We start from the raw sequence: 15953 nt of genomic DNA on the forward strand, positions 1-15953 counted from the left end.
CTGCCGAATCGTCCGCCGCGGTTTGTCCCGACCGGGCGGGGGCACCAGTGGCGGCATGCCGAGTCAGCTTCCCACCGCCTCGGTCGTGGACTCCGCGCGAGCCGTCCGGGACATCCTGCTACCAGTCGCAGCCCAGGGCGCGATCGTCCGCCGACCGCTCTGGTCCCAGCTCGCCGACCGTTTCGCCGCCGACGACCGGTCCCTGCGCCGAGCCCGTGCCCTGCGGCGCAAGTACGGCGAAGGCCCGATCCTGCTCCGCATCCCCGGCCGTTCGCTCGCCCTCGTCCTCGCGCCCGCGGACGTGCACCGCGTCCTCGCCGAGACCCCGGACCCGTTCTCCGCGGCCACCACCGAGAAGACCGGCGCCCTCGCCCACTTCCAGCCGCACGGCGTACTGATCACCGATCCGCCGCTCCGCGCACCCCGCCGCGAGCTCAACGAGCAGGCCCTCGACACCCACCAGCCCGTCCACCGTCACGCGGACAGGATGCTGACGGCGATCACCGAGGAGTTCAGCACCCTCCACGGCACCCTCGGCTGGACCGACTTCCGCGAGATCTGGTCCCGCGCCGTCCGCCGGATCGTCCTCGGCGAGGTCGCCCGCGACGACACGCTGCTCAGCCAGCACCTCGACGCCCTCCGCGCCGACGCCAACTGGGCCGAGTTCCGCCCGCGCAACACCCGCCGGCGCGACCAGTTCCACCAGCAGCTCGCGCCGTACGTCGAGCACCCGGCGCCCGGGAGCCTTGTCTCGGCGCTCCCGACTCTCCCGCCCGACGGACTCGACCCGGCCGGCCAGGTCCCGCACTGGCTGTTCGCCTTCGACGCGGCCGGGATCGCCCTCTGGCGTCTCCTCGCCGTACTGGCGGCCCGCCCCGACCTCCTCACGACAGTCGTCGCCGAAGCCGAGCACCCCGACCGCTCACCATTGCTCGCCTACACCGGCGCCGCCGTACAGGAGTCGTTGCGCCTCTGGCCGACCACTCTCGTCCTTCTTCGCGAGACCGCCCGGCCAACGACCTGGAACGCCGCCACCGCCCCCGCGAACACCGAGTTCGCCATCGTCAGCTCGATCTTCCACCGCGACGACCAGGCGATCGACTACGCCGACCAGTTCACTCCCGAGATCTGGCTCGACGGCCGCGCCGACGGCGACTGGCCTCTGCTCCCCTTCAGCGAAGGCCCAGCCGTCTGCCCCGGCCGCAACGTCGTCCTCCTCACCACCAGCGCCGCCACTTGCCACCTCGCCCAGCACCACAACCTCGACGTCGACCCCACCACCCGCGAGGCCCTCACCCGCCCGGCGCTTCCGAAGACCCTCGACCACACCCGGATCCGCCTCGGCTTCTGGCCCCGCTGACCTCATCCGGCCGCGGCGTACAACCGAAAGGCGGTCCCGCCCACGGCACCCAGGTGCGGGTCCGGATCGAGCAGCCGCACGCACGTCCCGGTCCGGTCGGCGAACACGGCGTACCGACCGAGCGCCGTGCTGACCGGCGCGATCAGCCAGTCGAGCTCCTCGTGCGTGCGGTAGAAGTCGTCGACACCGCCCACGTCGTACACCCCACCGGCGCCCAGCGCCGCCTCGGCCGGGTCCCGGACGAGCACGATCGTCGCCTCGCTCCCGGGCGCCGCGAGCAACGCCGTCTCGTCGTCGGGCCAGCCGACAGCCACCAGCCCGAGCCCTCGGTAGTACTCCACACTCGCCTCCAGGTGCTCCACCGGTCGCACCTCGAGCAGCAGTTTCATCGTCGTCCCCTTCACCGTTCCGTACGCCGTACGCCGGCCGCGCGGGCCTCGTCGGTGCGGTCGCCGACCGCCGAGATCCGCTCGGCCAGGCCCGGGTGCTCACCCGCGAGCCGCGGACCGGCATCGGCCAGCGGCCCGAGCAACGCCGCCGAGTCGCTGCCACCGAGCGCGTCGTGCACCCGGTCCACGCTCGCCTGCGTCGGTCGGTCCAGGCCGTCGAGCGCGCTCACCTGCCCGGCGAGGCGGCGCAGATCAGCCGCGTTGTCCCGGGCCCAGGCCAGCACCGCCCGGTCTCCCGCGCGCTGATCACGCGCCGCCCGCACCCGCTGTTCACCGGTCATCGCCGGGGCCTCGGCATCCGCGTTCAGCCGCAGGTACCGCTTCTCCGCGGCCTGCCGACTCGCCACTCCGAGGGCGGGGGCGAGGTCGGCCCAGCTGACCCCCGCCGCACGCGCGGCGTCGATCAGCTGGGGCTCCCACACCGTCAGCTGCTCCCGAAGAGCCCGGATCCGCTCCAGCGCGGCCAGCAGCTCCGCCCGGTCGGCGGCGGCGCCTCTGCGCTCGACCACCGCGTTCACGAACGCGAGCGCCGCCGCCGTACCGTCCTGCTCCATCGGTTCTCCCACCTCGCAGCGGTCACCTGGTCAGGTGCCGAGCTCCTGCGGCTCGTTGCCTGCGGCATCGATTTGGATCTTCCGCGGCTTCGCCCGGGCCGCCACCGGGATCCGCACGGTCAGCACGCCGTTGTCGTAGGCCGCCGCGATCCCGTCCGTGTCCAGCCCTTCCCCGAGGAACAGCTGCCGCGAGAACACCCCGAGCGGCCGCTCCGCCACCTGCATCTCGACCCCGTCGGCCACCGCCGCCGGCCGGCGCTCGGCCCGTACGGTCAGCACGTTCCGCTCGACGTCGAGGTCGATCGCGTCCGCCGCGACGCCGGGCAGGTCGAACAGCACGACGTACTCGTCGCCGGAACGGTAGGCGTCCATCGGCATCGGGTTCGGCCGGGTCCACGTCCCCGGCGCCCCGCTCACCTGCTGGGCCAGTCGATCGAGCTCGCGGAACGGGTCGGTGCGCATCAACATCGTTTCCCACCTCCACAGATCGTTGTCCGGTCTGTCAACACGCAGCACAGTTCTAACATGTCATCGGAAAGCTGACAAGAGCCTCGTCATCCATCCGATGACATACTCCGCATGGCCACGGGTACCGGCCAGCTGGCCCGTCTTGCAGCAGGCGGGTTCTCGGGGGGTGCACCGGAAGGACACGACGATGACCGTCGGCGGCGTCGACACCTACTACGACTACGACGAGCAGCAGTGGAAGCACCGCAAACTCGGCGGCGGCCCGGTCCGGCGCAAGCCGGTCTGCCCACTCCCGATATCCGTCCCGACCGACATCCCGCACGAGGATGACGCCGAGGCGCGGAGGGCAATCGGTCAGTCGGCCGATCAGCAGTGCCCGCCCATCACCGGCACACGGACCGGTGCTCGTTACGGCTCCGAACAACGCGCGGACTAGGTCCGGATCAGCAGGATCACCTCCGAAGCCGAGGCCGCATCATCAAGCCGAGCTTCCAGGCAGGTGAGACTGCTGCTCACTCCTCGCAGCTCTGCCGAGATGTCGGATTCCGCGAATCGTTCTGCGACTGCGGCGGCCGCCAGCAGGGCGATCCGCAGCGCCGGGCCGCTGATCCGCACCGAGGGCGGCAGTTCGGCGACAGCCGCCACCCGCGTTTCGACCACGGCAACGATACGGCGGGCAAGGACTCGCCAGGTGAAACGATCATTGGTCTCGTCAGAGCCTTCGAACGCGGAATCTGCCCACTGAGCCGTCTTCAACCTCCGGCCGACGTCCCTGAGTACGGAACTCGCCGCCTCCGGGATAACCGGCTCTACTCTCGCCGAACCTCGAACGAGATCGACCACGTACTCGGAGAACTCGACCAGCACCTGCCCTGGCCTGTACCTGTTGCGGCCCGGCTGCCACAGGGACAGCAGGAGGCTCAAAGCTGTCACCGCGATCTCGAAGTCGGCACTGGCGTTGTCGTGTTCAGCGGGCAGAGGCACTGCTGAACGGCCGCTTGTCTGACTCCCGACGCCGGGCCGAACCTCGGCATCTTGAAGGTCGCGGGCCAGCATCACAATGTCTTCGGACTGCAAAGCGCGTGTCAACACGATGTCGAGCGCCTGGCCGACGGCCTGGGACACATGTGTCGTCCGCCGAAACATGGTCGTCAGGTCGCGGACCGGGCCGGGGTCGTCCGGATAGATGTTGAGCTCCGCCACCGCATCCGCGAGCTCGGTTGCCCGATCGGTCAGCCGGATCAGTTCCCGATCCTGGGTCATGTCCCCGCTCCGGCTACGGGCCAGCGCGCGGTCGATGTGATTACGCTTGCCTTCCAAGGCGGGAGTCTTGCTGAGTGTCAGCTTCTCGATCCGTTTGAGTCCTGCCCGGTAGTCATGAACTCGAGCCCGTTCGGGGTTTCGCTCCAAACAGAAACTGAGCACGAACGGCAGCACCCGTCCAATCGTCAGCAGGTCACGTCGAACGGTTTGTGAATGCACGTCCTCCGTCGCCACGTACGGATGCGGGACAGCGTCTGGGACATACAACCGCGGGCCGGTGTAGAGCTGCGCCTCATCCTCTTCATCCGCACTTACTGCAGACCGCACAAGAGCGGAGTCCGGAGACGGGTCCTGGTACCAAATGCTGCGCCTGTTCAGATCGACGACCACCGCGGTCATCGGGTCCGCCAGCTCGTGACGAGTGGGGAGCCGGTAGATCGTTCCGTCGTCCAGCAGGCTGTTCACCCACATGAGCAACTTCTCCGCGTCTACTGCTGTAACGCCGACAGCCTCCCCGTCTTCATTTCGCAGGGAGACTCTTCGTTCTACGTTCTGAGCTGTCACTTTGGCCCCGGGACGGGCTTGTGACACCTGACTGTCCCATTCGGTATACAGCAGGTACAAAGACTTCGGCAGAGGACTCGCGCAGATCACCGCCCCGTTCCCCAGCGGCACGGTGTGCCGCAGCGAACGCGAGGCCCTGACCGCCGACAGGAGCTTTCTGTGTGCGTCCCAGTCCGAGGGGTCGCCGGACGGCGGCCCGGAGTACAGCAGCGCGTCCAGGCGTACCAACAGATCCGCGTCGACTTCGCGTGCCTCCTCCGCGCAATCGTAGGCCAGCGCAAGCGACTCGACCGAGCCAGACTCAAGACAGGCTTCGACGACAGCGGACGCATCTGCGTTCGCCGCCCACAACAGAATCGTTTCGCGCCACCACGGGTTGTCCACCAGAGTCAGCAACACGTCGGCTGACGGCAAGTCCCGGATCGCCACCGCGGCTAAGTACTCCTGGAGCGTCTGGTGCGCGAAGGCGTACATCCCCAGCTCCCGTTCGATGAACAGACCACTTTTGGTCAACTCGTCCAGGAACTCATCCGCGCTCACGTTCCGGGGGATCCGTGCCAGCGTCGGACCGATGATGTCATTCGCAGTCGGAAGCGTGACATCGCGCACCTGTTTCGTCATCATCGCAAGGGCCAGTTCACGAACGACCTTTGCACGTTGTTCCGCCTTCAGCCCCGAACCTACCGGGAGATTCTTCGCGAGCTGCCGACGTTGCAGGAGTAGATCGCACATCTCGTCGTACAACGCCGCGCGACTTCCCGGCAGCGCTCCTCGGTACTTGTGCACGTTTGCAATCATCGTCAGCAACATGGGGTTCGCCGCGAGGTCGTAGAGGGCCGGCTGGCGACGCATCCGCAGCAACAGGTCGTCTGCGTGATCCCTGGCGATCCTGCGCGTACGGTCGGTGTTCTCGTCGGTGCTGCGGCGTTCGATCGCGTGGTACCAGTTGTGCACGAATCGGAAGATCTGCTCGCTGGTGAAACGCCGAACTTGCAGGACGTCGGCTCCGGTGAGTGGATTGGCGTTGTAGCCGTGCGGCCGCGAGGTGAGGACGAAGCTGTTGCCTGGATACCGTGTGACCTGATCTCGCACCCAGGCCGAGGTCAGCTGGCGATGTTCCTCAGCTGCTACTTCGTCGAGACCGTCCAGCATCACGACGCAGCGACCACGACTGAGATTGCGCTCGAACCAGTCGGACGGGATGACGCCTTTCAGCCATGTCACGCCTGCCAGCAGTTCGGCCACGGTGACATCCGGATTCTGGACGATCTCCTGAACATGATCACGCAAATAGAGCACCAGCGGTAAAGACCTCTTACGTCGTCGGCCCTCTCCCAGAGCCATCGCCGTGCGCCGCAACAGCGTCGTCTTCCCTGACCCTGGCCCTCCGATGACGGCGTAGACCCGCGGGCTCCCGGCGCGAAGGAAGGATTCGAGGGTCTTCCGTTCGCCGACCTGAAGCTCGGTGCCTACGAAGGGTTCGCGTGTGGTCGACTGCAGAGCCGAAGGCGCCAGACTCACGTCGACATAGACATCTCGCAACGGAAGGGAGTACTCACCTTGCGTTGCCATGCCGAGCAGTTCGACGTCACGGACGTTGGACAGCAACAACCGGACATAATGCGATCGGTGTCTGCTGATGACAGCGCTGATCCGTCGGTCCACGCCGATCGCCAGCCGCGGAACCCACAGGTCGCTGACAGCCTTTCCGACGCGCAGCGAGAAACGTCCTGCGACGACCAGCACCCAGTACGCCAGCAGTACTCCGACGCTGATCAGCATATTTTGCTGGATCTTCGGCCATAGCCAACCGCTGACCGCGGCTGGTGGACCTATGGCCACCATGATTGCCAACAACCGGGCGGTGAGCCCCTCCCCCGCACCGCGCGGCTGCTGAGCAGGATCGCTCGTCAACGGTGTTCTCCCCCAAGCCAAAGATCGACCGAGCAGAAGACGATACTCTCAACGAGCTATTTGGCAACAGTCAGTGATCATCTGCTTCCGCGTTGGTCGACGAAGGCCACGGCGATTCACCCGTCCAACTCAATCGCGGCGGCGGTCTGTGCGTCGATCATGTTGCTTGCCGCCACGGTGGACCGTCCGGCCGCGAGCAACCAGTACACCGGCCGATGCCACCCGCCGGCACCGCCTCGCCGAGCACCCGCGGTTCAGTGTCGCTCCAGACGCAGGCGACGGAGACGAAGGCGCTCGAGCACTGTTCGGGGGCGAGAACAGGTCGACTGATCAGAACCGACAGATGGCGACCTGGCAGAACTCGCGCCGCGGAGGGTCCGGGCCAGACCGCTCCGGAGACCAGGTTCAAGCTTCCGTGCGTCGCTGCTCGAAGTGCTTCAGGGGCCAGTCGGGCGTTGGTGAGGATCGACTCCGGTCTGTGCGCGACCGGCACGGCTCCCGCTGCCTGCTCGATCCGCAACAACTCGCGGACCCTGGCGAAACGAGACGGGCCTACTCCCCGGCGTACAGCGGATGGGCAGCAGCCAGTACGCCGACCCGCCGCCTCAGGTCCGACAGGTCGGCCTCCGCGTCGGCGGTCAGCGCCTCGGCGATGATGTCGGCGACCTCGGCGAACGCCTGTTCGCCGAAGCCGCGGGTCGCCAGCGCCGGCGTACCGATCCGCAGGCCGGAGGTCACCATCGGCGGCCGCGGGTCGAACGGGACGGCGTTGCGGTTGACGGTGATGTCGATCGAGGCCAGCCGGTCCTCGGCCTGCTGGCCGTCGAGCACGCAGTCGCGCAGGTCGACCAGGACCAGGTGGACGTCGGTCCCGCCGGAGACCACCGCGATGCCGTGCTTGGCGACGTCCGGCTGGACCAGCCGCTCGGCGAGGATCCGCGCGCCCGCGAGGACGCGCTCCTGGCGCTCGCGGAACTCCTCCGAGGCGGCGATCTTGAACGCGACCGCCTTGCCCGCGATCACGTGCTCGAGCGGACCACCCTGCTGGCCGGGGAAGACCGCCGAGTTGATCTTCTTGGCCAGGTCGGCGTCGTTGGTGAGGATGATCCCGCCGCGCGGACCCGCGAGCGTCTTGTGCGTCGTCGAGGTCGTGGCGTGCGCGTGCGGCACCGGCGACGGGTGCAGCCCGGCCGCGACCAGCCCGGCGAAGTGCGCCATGTCGACCATCAGGTAGGCCCCGACCGCGTCGGCGATCCGGCGGAACTCGGCGAAGTCGAGCTGCCGGGCGTACGCCGACCACCCGGCGACGATCAGCTTCGGCTGGTGCTCGTGAGCGAGCCGCTCCACCTCGGCCATGTCGACCCGGTGGTCGTCGGCGTTCACCTGGTACGGGATCACGTCGTACAGGCGGCCGGAGAAGTTGATCTTCATCCCGTGCGTCAGGTGCCCGCCGTGGGCCAGGTTCAGGCCCATGATCGTGTCACCGGGCCGGATCAGCGCGTGCATCACCGACGCGTTGGCCTGCGCACCGGAGTGCGGCTGCACGTTCGCGTACGCCGCCCCGAACAGCGCCTTGACCCGGTCGATCGCGAGCTGCTCGATCACGTCGACGTGCTCGCAGCCGCCGTAGTACCGGCGGCCCGGGTAGCCCTCGGCGTACTTGTTGGTGAGCACCGAGCCCTGAGCCTGCATGACCGCGGCCGCGGTGTGGTTCTCCGAGGCGATCATCTCCAGGCCGTCGCGCTGCCGGGTCAGCTCGTCGGCGATCTTCGCCGCGATCTCCGGGTCGAGGTCGGCCAGGTCCGCGTTCAGGCTCGGCGCGACGACCTGCTGGAAGCCGCTCACAGCTCACCGCCGTGCTTGGCCGCGTAGTCCTCGGCCGACAGCAGCGGGCCGTCGGCGGTGGCGTTCACCTTGAACAGCCAGACGCCGTACGGGTCCTCGTTGATCGCGGCCGGGTCGTCGGCGACCGCGGGGTTGACCTCGACGATCTCCCCGGTCACCGGCGAGTACAGGTCGGACACGGACTTGGTGGACTCCACCTCGCCGCAGCTCTCCCCCGCGGTCACGCTCGCGCCGGGCTCGGGCAGCTCGACGTAGACGATGTCGCCGAGCGCGTCGGTGGCGATCGCGGAGATGCCGACGGCAACGACGCCGGCGTCCTCGCGGGCCACCCACTCGTGCTCGTCGGAGTACTGCAGGCCGGCCTTGACTGTGGGCATCTCGGTCCTCACTTCTGGCGCTGGTAGAAGGGCAGGGTGGTCACTTCGAACGGCTCGGGCGTCCCGCGCAGGTCGACGTGCAGCGCGGTGCCCGGCTCGGTGTGCTCGACGTCGACGTAGGCCAGAGCGACCGGTACGCCGAGCGTCGGGCTCGGCTGGCCGGAGGTGATCTCGCCGACCACGACGCCGTCCTTGAGCACCGGGTAGTGGCTGCGCGGCGCGCGCCGGCCGGCGCCGGCCAGGCCGACGAGCTTGCGCGCCGAGCCCGCTTCCTTGCGCTGGGCCAGCGCGTCGCGGCCGACGAAGTCCTTGCTGAGCGCAACGACCCCGCCGAGCCCGGCGGCGTACGGGTCGCCGTCGCGGGACAGTTCGTTGCCGTACAGCGGCATCCCGGCCTCGAGCCGCAGCGAGTCGCGCGCGGCCAGACCGCACGGAGTCAGCTCGCCGTCCTCGGCGACCGCCTCGATCGCCTGCCAGACCTCGGCCGCGTCGTCGTTGCCGACGAAGATCTCGAAACCGTCCTCGCCGGTGTAGCCGGTGCGCGCGACCAGGAGGTTGCGGCCGGCAAGCGTCACCTCGACGGCGGCGTAGTACTTGAGCTCGGTGAGCAGCTGCTGCTGGTCGGCCGGGATCAGGCGGAGCAGGATCTCCTCGGCCTTCGGGCCCTGGACGGCGATCAGCGACGTGCGCGCCGAGGCGTCGTCGACGGTGACGGCGAAATCCTTCGCCCGCTCGGCGAGCGCGGCGACCACGGTCTCGGCGTTGCCCGCGTTCGGGACGACCAGGAACGCGTCCGGGCGCCGGTAGGTGATCAGGTCGTCGATCACGCCGCCGTCCTCGGCGCAGATCAGCGAGTACTTCGCCTTGCCCTGCGCCATCGCCGAGATCTTGCCGACCAGCGCGTGGTCGAGGAACGCCGCCGCGTCCGGGCCGGTCACCCAGACCTCACCCATGTGGGACAGGTCGAAGAGCCCGGCGGACCGGCGTACGGCGTGGTGCTCGGCGAGCTCGGAGCGGTACTTGAGCGGCATCTGCCAGCCGCCGAAGTCGGTGAAGCTCGCGCCGAGGCGCTCGTGCTCGGCGCGCAGCGCGGTGTACTTGGTGGGCATGAGGAACTCCAGAATCCGGGTGGCTAGCGCCACGCGATCAGGGTTCCTCCCCGCTCTGTATCGGACCTGAGAGTTTCCGCGCCGGGAGCTGCGCTTGCACCGTCGGTGAGCCGGACGACCGGCTGCTTTCCAGAGTTGCCTGGCCGCGGCGGTACGGGGGCCTGAGAGATTCCCGGGGAGGATTTGCTCCTACGGCACCTGCACGGCGGCAGGATTCTCCCGCCGCGGATCATCAGCGTGTTCAGTTGTCGCTGGCACCCTAAGCGGGCCGCCACCGGGCGCGCAAGGCCGCCGTGCACGGGCGGCACGTCCGCGTCAGGGCAGTGGCAGACCGAAGCCGGGCCGGTCGGAGACGGTGAGGTTGCCGTCCGCCCACGCGTAGGCGCTGGTGTCGAGGCCGACCGTCTCGCCGGGCACGCCCTCGACCGTCGGGACGTTGCCGAGGCCGGCGGCCAGCTGTGCGGCGTACAGGGTCTTGAGCGGGAGCCCCCACGCGTGCGGCGACGCCTGGCAGCTGACCCTGGGCATCACCTGGCGCCAGCTGGTCAGCCCGAAGCTGACCACGTCCATCAGCAGGACGTCGATGTCGCCACGGCCGGCGATCTCGAGCAGCGGCTCCAGGTCGGGGTTCGACTCACCCTCCGCGATCAGCGTCCCCGACCCGTTCAGGTGCTTCTTCAGCCGCGCGAGATCGGCCGCGTCGTCGAGGAACGGCTCCTCGACCCAGTACAGCTCGCAGTCCGCGACCGCCTTCAGGTACTCGATGAAGCCGTCGCAGTCGTACCCGTCGTTCGCGTCGACCAGAATCCGGTGCTCCGGGTACGCCGCCCGCACGGCCCGCGTCACCTCGATGTCCCGCGCGTCGCCCTCGGCCCGGGACATCCACCGGTTCCCGCGCCCGATCTTCAGCTTGAACGCCCGGTACCCCGCGGCGTCGTCGGCCGCGCAGTGCGCGAGCACCTCGCCGACCCCACCCGGGCCGTCGAGATCCGCGAAGTAGATCGCGCCGTCGTAGCAGGCGACCGTCGTACTGCCGCTGGATCCCAGCAGCGCGTGCACCGGCAGATCGAGGATCTGCCCCGCGAGATCGTGCAGCGCGAAGTCCAGCCCGCGCAACGACTCGTCCCGTACGCCGCTCGCGGGGTCGATCAGCTCCCCGACGGACTTCCCGGTGACGTCGCGCACCGGCCCGGCCTGGAGGCCCCAGCCGGTCTTCCCGGTGTCGGTCCGCAGGACCACGACGTCGTCGACGGGACCGTCCCCGTGACTCCCCAACCGGGCGTTCCGGCCGATCGTCCGCGGGTAGCGGGACCGGATCGTGCTGACCTCGACGCTGCTGACGAAATGGTGGTCCAGAGACATCGGCGCTCCCAACGGCGGCTTTCCCCGAGTCTGCTGCGCCTCCGGACCGCGCAAACCTCAGCGCCGCGAGCGAGACGTGGGTCACACCATCTCGATGTCACAACCCCCGGGGGGAGGTCTGTCAAAGGGGTGACAACGGAGAAACGTTCTGAGGAGACACGTGATGGACGCCCGCATCGATCTGCACAGCAACCCGCTCGCCGGTCAGGTCCTGAAGTACATCAACTCGGCCGGGCACGCGGTCGGCAAGTCGGGTCTGCCGATGGCGACGCAGGAGCTGGTGAAGCTGCGTGCCAGCCAGATCAACGGCTGCGGTTTCTGCACCGACATGCACTTCAAGGACGCCGTCGCCGCCGGTGAGACCGCGCAGCGGCTGAACCTGGTCGCGGCCTGGCGCGAGGCGACGGTGTTCACCGAGCCCGAGCGGGCCGCGCTGGAGCTGGCCGAGGAGGGCACCCGGATCGCCGACGCGGCGGGCGGCGTGTCCGACGCGGCGTGGGCCAACGCCGCGAAGCACTACAGCGAGGACGAACTGGTGGCGCTGGTCTCGATCATCGCGATCATCAACACCTACAACCGGATCAACGTGATGGTCCAGCAGCCGGCCGGCGCGTACGAGCCGGGCATGTTCGGCTGATCACGCGGGGATCGTGATCGTCCGGGTGGGTTTCGGCTGATCACGCCGGGATGGTGAAGTTGATCAGGCCCCCGTCGCGCTCGGCGGGGGCCTGCGGCCAGCGGCGGCGGATCAGCCGCAGCGTGCGGTCGTTCGCCGTACTGACGACGAGCAGGAGCTGCCGAGCGCCGGCGGCGCCTGCTCGGGCGCCGACCAGGTTCAGCAGCCGGGTGCCGAGGCCGCGTCCCTGGTACGGGTCGTCGACGATCGCGGCGAGCTCAGCCGTCGGTACGCCGGTGGCGCCGTGCGCCCAGGCCCACATCGCGTGCGCGATCAGTCGATCGTTGCTCTCGGCAACCCAGGACTCGCCGGTCGAGCTGAGCATCGGCTCGACCACCGCCGAGCGCGGTGGATGGCCGACCGCGGTCTGGAAGCGGAAGTACAGGCTGAGCTCGGACATCCGGTCGAGCATCGCGGACAGCCGCGCGTGATCACCCGCGCCGGTCCGGCGGAGCAGCACACCGGGCTCCCCCGACCCGTCCAGCTGCACCGCGCCACCCACGGGGACCCGCCCACCGAGCACCTGAGTCTGATTCACAGATTCAGGGTCGCCGCAGTTGGCTGAGTCTGTCAAGTGGACTTATCGTGGTGGTATGAGCGAGCCGGAGACGATGCCCGAGGCGCTGCGCTGGTCGACCGCGAACTGCACGATCTCGCGCACGATGGAGATCCTCGGCGAGAAGTGGACCTTCCACGTCCTGCGCGAGGTGTTCGTCGGGCTCCGCCGCTTCGAGGACATCCGGACCCGCACCGACATCCCCCGCCAGGTGCTGACCGACCGCCTCGCCCGCCTGATCGACCGCGGCCTGCTGCGGCGCGTTCCGTACCGGCTGCCCGGCCAGCGCGAGCGGTACGAGTACCGGCTCACGCAGGCCGGGCTGGATCTCTACCCGGTGATGGTCGCGCTGGTGCAGTGGGGTGACGAGCACCTCCCGCTCGACGACGGCCCGCCGCTGGTCGCTCGCCACCGCGGCTGCGGCGAAGAGGTCACGGTGACGATGCAGTGCGCCGCCGGGCATGCGCCGGAGCCGCGCGAGGTCGCGTTCACCCCCGGGCCGTCGGCGCAGCCCCGCATCATCGCCTAGCCAATCCGCTGCAGCGCCCGCTCACGGCGTACGGCAACCGACGAACCCGACTCCCGCCGCGCCATCCGGCGCAGCAGCATCGGCGCCACCAGCAACCCGGCCACGGCCCACGCCCCGAGCACTCCCACCGTCTCCAGGTGCCGCCAGGACTCCCCGACCTCAACCACAACCGTTGTATCAGGCAACAATGACGCCCGGGTCCCCAGCCCCAGCCAGTAGATCGGCGACACCTGCGCGACGACCTGCAACCACCCCGGCAGCGCGGTCAGCGGGTAGAAGATCCCCGAGATCGCGATCATCCCCAGCACCGGCAGCTGCACCACGCCCTGCGCCCGCGCACTCGGAAACGCCGACCCCAAGACCGCTCCGATCGGCAGCGTCGCCACCAGCCCCAGCGCCAGCACCCCGAACAAACTCAGCACCGACCCCACCCCGAACACCAGCCCGTCCACGAAGAACAGCGCCGGCACCACGAGGATCACCAGATCCGCGATCAACCCACCGGCCACCGACACCACCTTTCCGACCAGGTAGGCCCGCATCCCGTACGGCGTCGCCTTCGCCCGCAGCAGCGTCCCGTCCTCGCGGTCGACGGTGAGCTGCTGGCTCATGCTCACCATCCCCATCGCCGCGTTCATCCCGAGAATGCTCGGCAGCGCCAGCGTCCCGAGCAGGATCCCGGTCCCGCCGAACTCGCGGTCCCGCAGGAAGAACAGCGCGACCAGCATCAGCACCGGCCACAGGAAGTGGCTGACCAGATCCCCCGGGTTGGTGAACGACTGCCGCAGCTCGATCACGCCGCGCACCCAGCCCAGCCGCCACGCGTTCATCGGCCCACCAGTTCCAGGTACGCGTCCTCGAGCCGCGCCCGCCGCACTTCCAGGTCGCTCACGTCCTCGCCGTACTGCGCGAACAGCTCGCGGGCGAACGCCGTCGACTCCCCGGTCAGTTCCACGTACGCCGTACCGCCGACGCGCCAGCGCACCTCGTCCCGCCCGGCGATCTGCCGGGTCAACTCGTCCGCGGTACCGCTCGCGAGCACGCGCCCGCCGGCCAGGATCAGGATGCGATCAGCCAGCTTGCTCGCCTCGTCCAGGTCGTGCGTCGTGAGCAGGATCGTCGTCCCGAGCTCGGTCGCGAGCCGCCGGACCAGCTCGTGGAAGCTGTGCCGCGCCACCGGGTCGAAGCCGGTCGTCGGCTCGTCGAGGAACAGCAGCTCCGGCCGCCCGACGATGCCGATGGCAACATCCAGTCGCCGCCGCTGCCCGCCGGACAGCGTCTTGAGCTTGTGGCCGGCGCGATCGGTGAGCCCGACCAGCTCGATCAGCTCGTCGACGTCCCACGGGTCCGGGTAGTACCGACCGAGGTGCGCGAGCAGCTCGCGCACCCGCCACTTGCCGTGGTCGCGCCACGACTGCAGGACAACGCCGAGCTTGGCCCGCCAAGCCTCGTCACCCCGCGCCGGATCGACCCCGAGCACGGTCACCGCGCCCGCGGAGCGGACCCGGAAACCTTCGAGGATCTCGATCGTGGTCGTCTTGCCCGCGCCGTTCGGCCCGAGCAGCGCGAGCACCTCACCGGCTCCCGCGCCGAAGCTGACCCCGTGCAGTACGTCGGTCGCGCCGTACCGCATCCGCAGGTCGCTCACCGCTATCGTTTCCATATCCGTGAACGTAGATTGCAAGTCGCCCTCTGGACAACGATGTTGCTTGCTCATAAGCCTTGTTTTCCGCAGGATTCGGCGATTCAATGCAATGACACTGGCGGTGAATGCATCCACCTGTTGCAATGAGCTGCCGACGAACGCACCGAGGAGACCCGCGATGCCCGGCGACCGGCTGACCCACGACGAACGCCGTACGATCGGCGCCGGACTGTCCGACGGCCTCGGGTACGGCGAGATCGCGCGCCGCCTGAACCGGCCGACCTCGACCGTCACCCGCGAGATCGCCCGCAACGACGGCCCGCACGGCTACCGTCCCGACCACGCCCACCACGCGACGGCGTACCGGGCTCGGCGGCAACGCCCCACCGACCGCTCGGCGACCGCGCTCGGCGAGAGCCGCACCGACGGCCTGGACCCGCGAGCAGTCGCTGCCTTCACCGAACGCCTGGCCGACTCGATGACCAGCAACGGCGTCCCGCGGATGGCGTCCCGTGTGCTCGCCCACCTCTACACAACCGACCAGCCGAGCACGACCGCGGCCCACCTCGTTCACCAGCTCCAGGTGAGCCCGGCCTCGATCTCCAAGGCCGTCAACTACCTCGAAGAACTACAGATGGTTCAGCGCACCCGGGACCCGCTGACTCGCCGCGACCACTACACGATCGCCGACGACGTGTGGCTGCGTGCGTGGCAGACCAGCGCCCAGGCCAACACCAGCTGGGCCGACACCGCCCGCGAAGGCGTCGAGCTGTTCACCCCCGAGACCCCAGCCGGCGCCCGCCTGGCCGAGATGGCGCGCTTCTTCACCCAGCTGAGCGCCGACATGTCCGGTACGACACCGTCACCGGCCGCCGAGGACACCGCCACGATTCTGGCCGCGCTGCTCCACGCGCAGCGCCCGCTGACCGCGGTGGCGCTGTCCGAAGCCCTGGCCTGGCCCCTTGCTCGCGTCACCGAGGCACTGGCCGACGCCGAGACCTACGCGCCGTACACGGACCCGCTGGCGCTCTCCCGTCCGACGCCGACCACGTACACAGTCACCGCAGCGGCCGGGCGTCTCACCTCGGCCCAGCGCCAGGCGCTCAGGGCAGCAGATTGACCGGGACGACCCCCGCGAGCACGAGCACGATCAGCACGAGCCCGACCACGGTCGCGGCCCACTCCTCACCGGAACGCAGCCACCCACCCCGCTGCTCCTCGCGCACCTTCGTCTCGTTCGGCATGCCAGCCACCGTAGAAGGATTTCAATCCCCAGTGGCCG

The 15953-nt window shown here is 69.2% G+C and carries 17 protein-coding genes and 1 riboswitch; of the genes, 5 read left to right on the forward strand and 12 right to left on the reverse strand.

The genetic code is table 11. The annotated features are described in order from the left end of the window. Positions 1-55 precede the first annotated feature (55 nt). Positions 56-1360, forward strand: coding sequence for a cytochrome P450 (locus AB0M01_RS23125; RefSeq protein WP_363672698.1), 1305 nt, complete (start codon positions 56-58; stop codon positions 1358-1360). 2 nt (positions 1361-1362) lie between these two features. Here AB0M01_RS23125 and AB0M01_RS23130 read toward each other — a convergent pair whose 3' ends face one another. From AB0M01_RS23130 to AB0M01_RS23140, 3 genes are read right to left on the reverse strand one after another with little or no spacing between them, the layout of a single operon-like run. Continuing rightward, the gene (locus tag AB0M01_RS23130) at positions 1363-1749 is read right to left on the reverse strand and encodes a hypothetical protein (RefSeq protein WP_363672700.1); all 387 of its coding nucleotides are present in this window, start codon (positions 1747-1749) and stop codon (positions 1363-1365) included. An 11-nt stretch (positions 1750-1760) separates the two neighbouring features. After that, positions 1761-2363 (reverse strand): hypothetical protein, encoded by a 603-nt coding sequence (locus AB0M01_RS23135; RefSeq protein WP_363672702.1) that lies wholly within the window; start codon positions 2361-2363, stop codon positions 1761-1763. Between the two features lie 30 nt (positions 2364-2393). Further along, a complete protein-coding gene (locus tag AB0M01_RS23140; protein WP_363672704.1) occupies positions 2394-2831 on the reverse strand; it encodes an Hsp20/alpha crystallin family protein in 438 nt (145 codons plus the stop codon). A gap of 187 nt (positions 2832-3018) precedes the next feature. On the opposite strand from AB0M01_RS23140, the gene AB0M01_RS23145 reads away from it, so the two are divergent. Continuing rightward, the gene (locus AB0M01_RS23145; RefSeq protein WP_363672706.1) at positions 3019-3267 is read left to right on the forward strand and encodes a hypothetical protein; all 249 of its coding nucleotides are present in this window, start codon (positions 3019-3021) and stop codon (positions 3265-3267) included. Here AB0M01_RS23145 and AB0M01_RS23150 read toward each other — a convergent pair. From AB0M01_RS23150 to AB0M01_RS23170, 5 genes are all read right to left on the reverse strand, one after another. Continuing rightward, on the reverse strand, positions 3264-6572 hold the full coding sequence (locus AB0M01_RS23150) for an NACHT domain-containing protein (protein WP_363672708.1): 3309 nt from the start codon (positions 6570-6572) through the stop codon (positions 3264-3266). The two genes, AB0M01_RS23145 and AB0M01_RS23150, sit on opposite strands and share 4 nt — an antisense overlap. A gap of 552 nt (positions 6573-7124) precedes the next feature. Further along, positions 7125-8417 carry a serine hydroxymethyltransferase gene (gene glyA, locus AB0M01_RS23155; RefSeq protein WP_363672710.1) on the reverse strand — a complete coding sequence of 431 codons (1293 nt, stop codon included), beginning with the start codon at positions 8415-8417 and terminating at the stop codon, positions 7125-7127. After that, positions 8414-8794, reverse strand: coding sequence for a glycine cleavage system protein GcvH (gene gcvH, locus AB0M01_RS23160; protein WP_363672712.1), 381 nt, complete (start codon positions 8792-8794; stop codon positions 8414-8416). The genes glyA and gcvH overlap by 4 nt, the downstream gene beginning before the upstream one ends. An 8-nt stretch (positions 8795-8802) precedes the next feature. Next, positions 8803-9903, reverse strand: coding sequence for a glycine cleavage system aminomethyltransferase GcvT (gene gcvT, locus AB0M01_RS23165; RefSeq protein WP_363672714.1), 1101 nt, complete (start codon positions 9901-9903; stop codon positions 8803-8805). A 139-nt stretch (positions 9904-10042) separates the two neighbouring features. Then, a riboswitch (glycine riboswitch) is annotated at positions 10043-10135 on the reverse strand. Between the two features lie 83 nt (positions 10136-10218). Then, positions 10219-11265: an enolase C-terminal domain-like protein gene (locus tag AB0M01_RS23170; protein ID WP_363672716.1), complete on the reverse strand. Its 1047-nt coding sequence runs from the start codon at positions 11263-11265 to the stop codon at positions 10219-10221. A 163-nt stretch (positions 11266-11428) separates the two neighbouring features. Between AB0M01_RS23170 and AB0M01_RS23175 the strand changes: the two genes are divergently transcribed. After that, positions 11429-11902, forward strand: coding sequence for a carboxymuconolactone decarboxylase family protein (locus AB0M01_RS23175; protein WP_363672718.1), 474 nt, complete (start codon positions 11429-11431; stop codon positions 11900-11902). Between the two features lie 40 nt (positions 11903-11942). On the opposite strand, the gene AB0M01_RS23180 is transcribed toward AB0M01_RS23175, so the two are convergent. Beyond that, positions 11943-12479: a GNAT family N-acetyltransferase gene (locus AB0M01_RS23180; RefSeq protein WP_363672720.1), complete on the reverse strand. Its 537-nt coding sequence runs from the start codon at positions 12477-12479 to the stop codon at positions 11943-11945. Positions 12480-12534: 55 nt separating this feature from the next. On the opposite strand from AB0M01_RS23180, the gene AB0M01_RS23185 reads away from it, so the two are divergent. Next, positions 12535-13026: a helix-turn-helix domain-containing protein gene (locus AB0M01_RS23185; RefSeq protein ID WP_363672722.1), complete on the forward strand. Its 492-nt coding sequence runs from the start codon at positions 12535-12537 to the stop codon at positions 13024-13026. On the opposite strand, the gene AB0M01_RS23190 is transcribed toward AB0M01_RS23185, so the two are convergent. Together AB0M01_RS23190 and AB0M01_RS23195 are read right to left on the reverse strand one after the other, a co-directional pair. After that, complete coding sequence (locus AB0M01_RS23190) at positions 13023-13856, reverse strand: ABC transporter permease (RefSeq protein WP_363672724.1); 834 nt, start codon at positions 13854-13856, stop codon at positions 13023-13025. The two genes, AB0M01_RS23185 and AB0M01_RS23190, sit on opposite strands and share 4 nt — an antisense overlap. After that, positions 13853-14689 (reverse strand): ABC transporter ATP-binding protein, encoded by an 837-nt coding sequence (locus AB0M01_RS23195; RefSeq protein ID WP_363672726.1) that lies wholly within the window; start codon positions 14687-14689, stop codon positions 13853-13855. The genes AB0M01_RS23190 and AB0M01_RS23195 overlap by 4 nt, the downstream gene beginning before the upstream one ends. 160 nt (positions 14690-14849) lie before the next feature. On the opposite strand from AB0M01_RS23195, the gene AB0M01_RS23200 reads away from it, so the two are divergent. Beyond that, complete coding sequence (locus AB0M01_RS23200) at positions 14850-15791, forward strand: MarR family transcriptional regulator (protein ID WP_363672728.1); 942 nt, start codon at positions 14850-14852, stop codon at positions 15789-15791. Here the strand turns inward: AB0M01_RS23200 and AB0M01_RS23205 are convergent. Then, a complete protein-coding gene (locus tag AB0M01_RS23205; RefSeq protein ID WP_363672730.1) occupies positions 15775-15915 on the reverse strand; it encodes a hypothetical protein in 141 nt (46 codons plus the stop codon). The two genes, AB0M01_RS23200 and AB0M01_RS23205, sit on opposite strands and share 17 nt — an antisense overlap. Positions 15916-15953 lie beyond the last annotated feature (38 nt).

Source organism: Kribbella sp. NPDC051770 (genome assembly GCF_040681455.1).
GTDB lineage: Bacteria > Actinomycetota > Actinomycetes > Propionibacteriales > Kribbellaceae > Kribbella.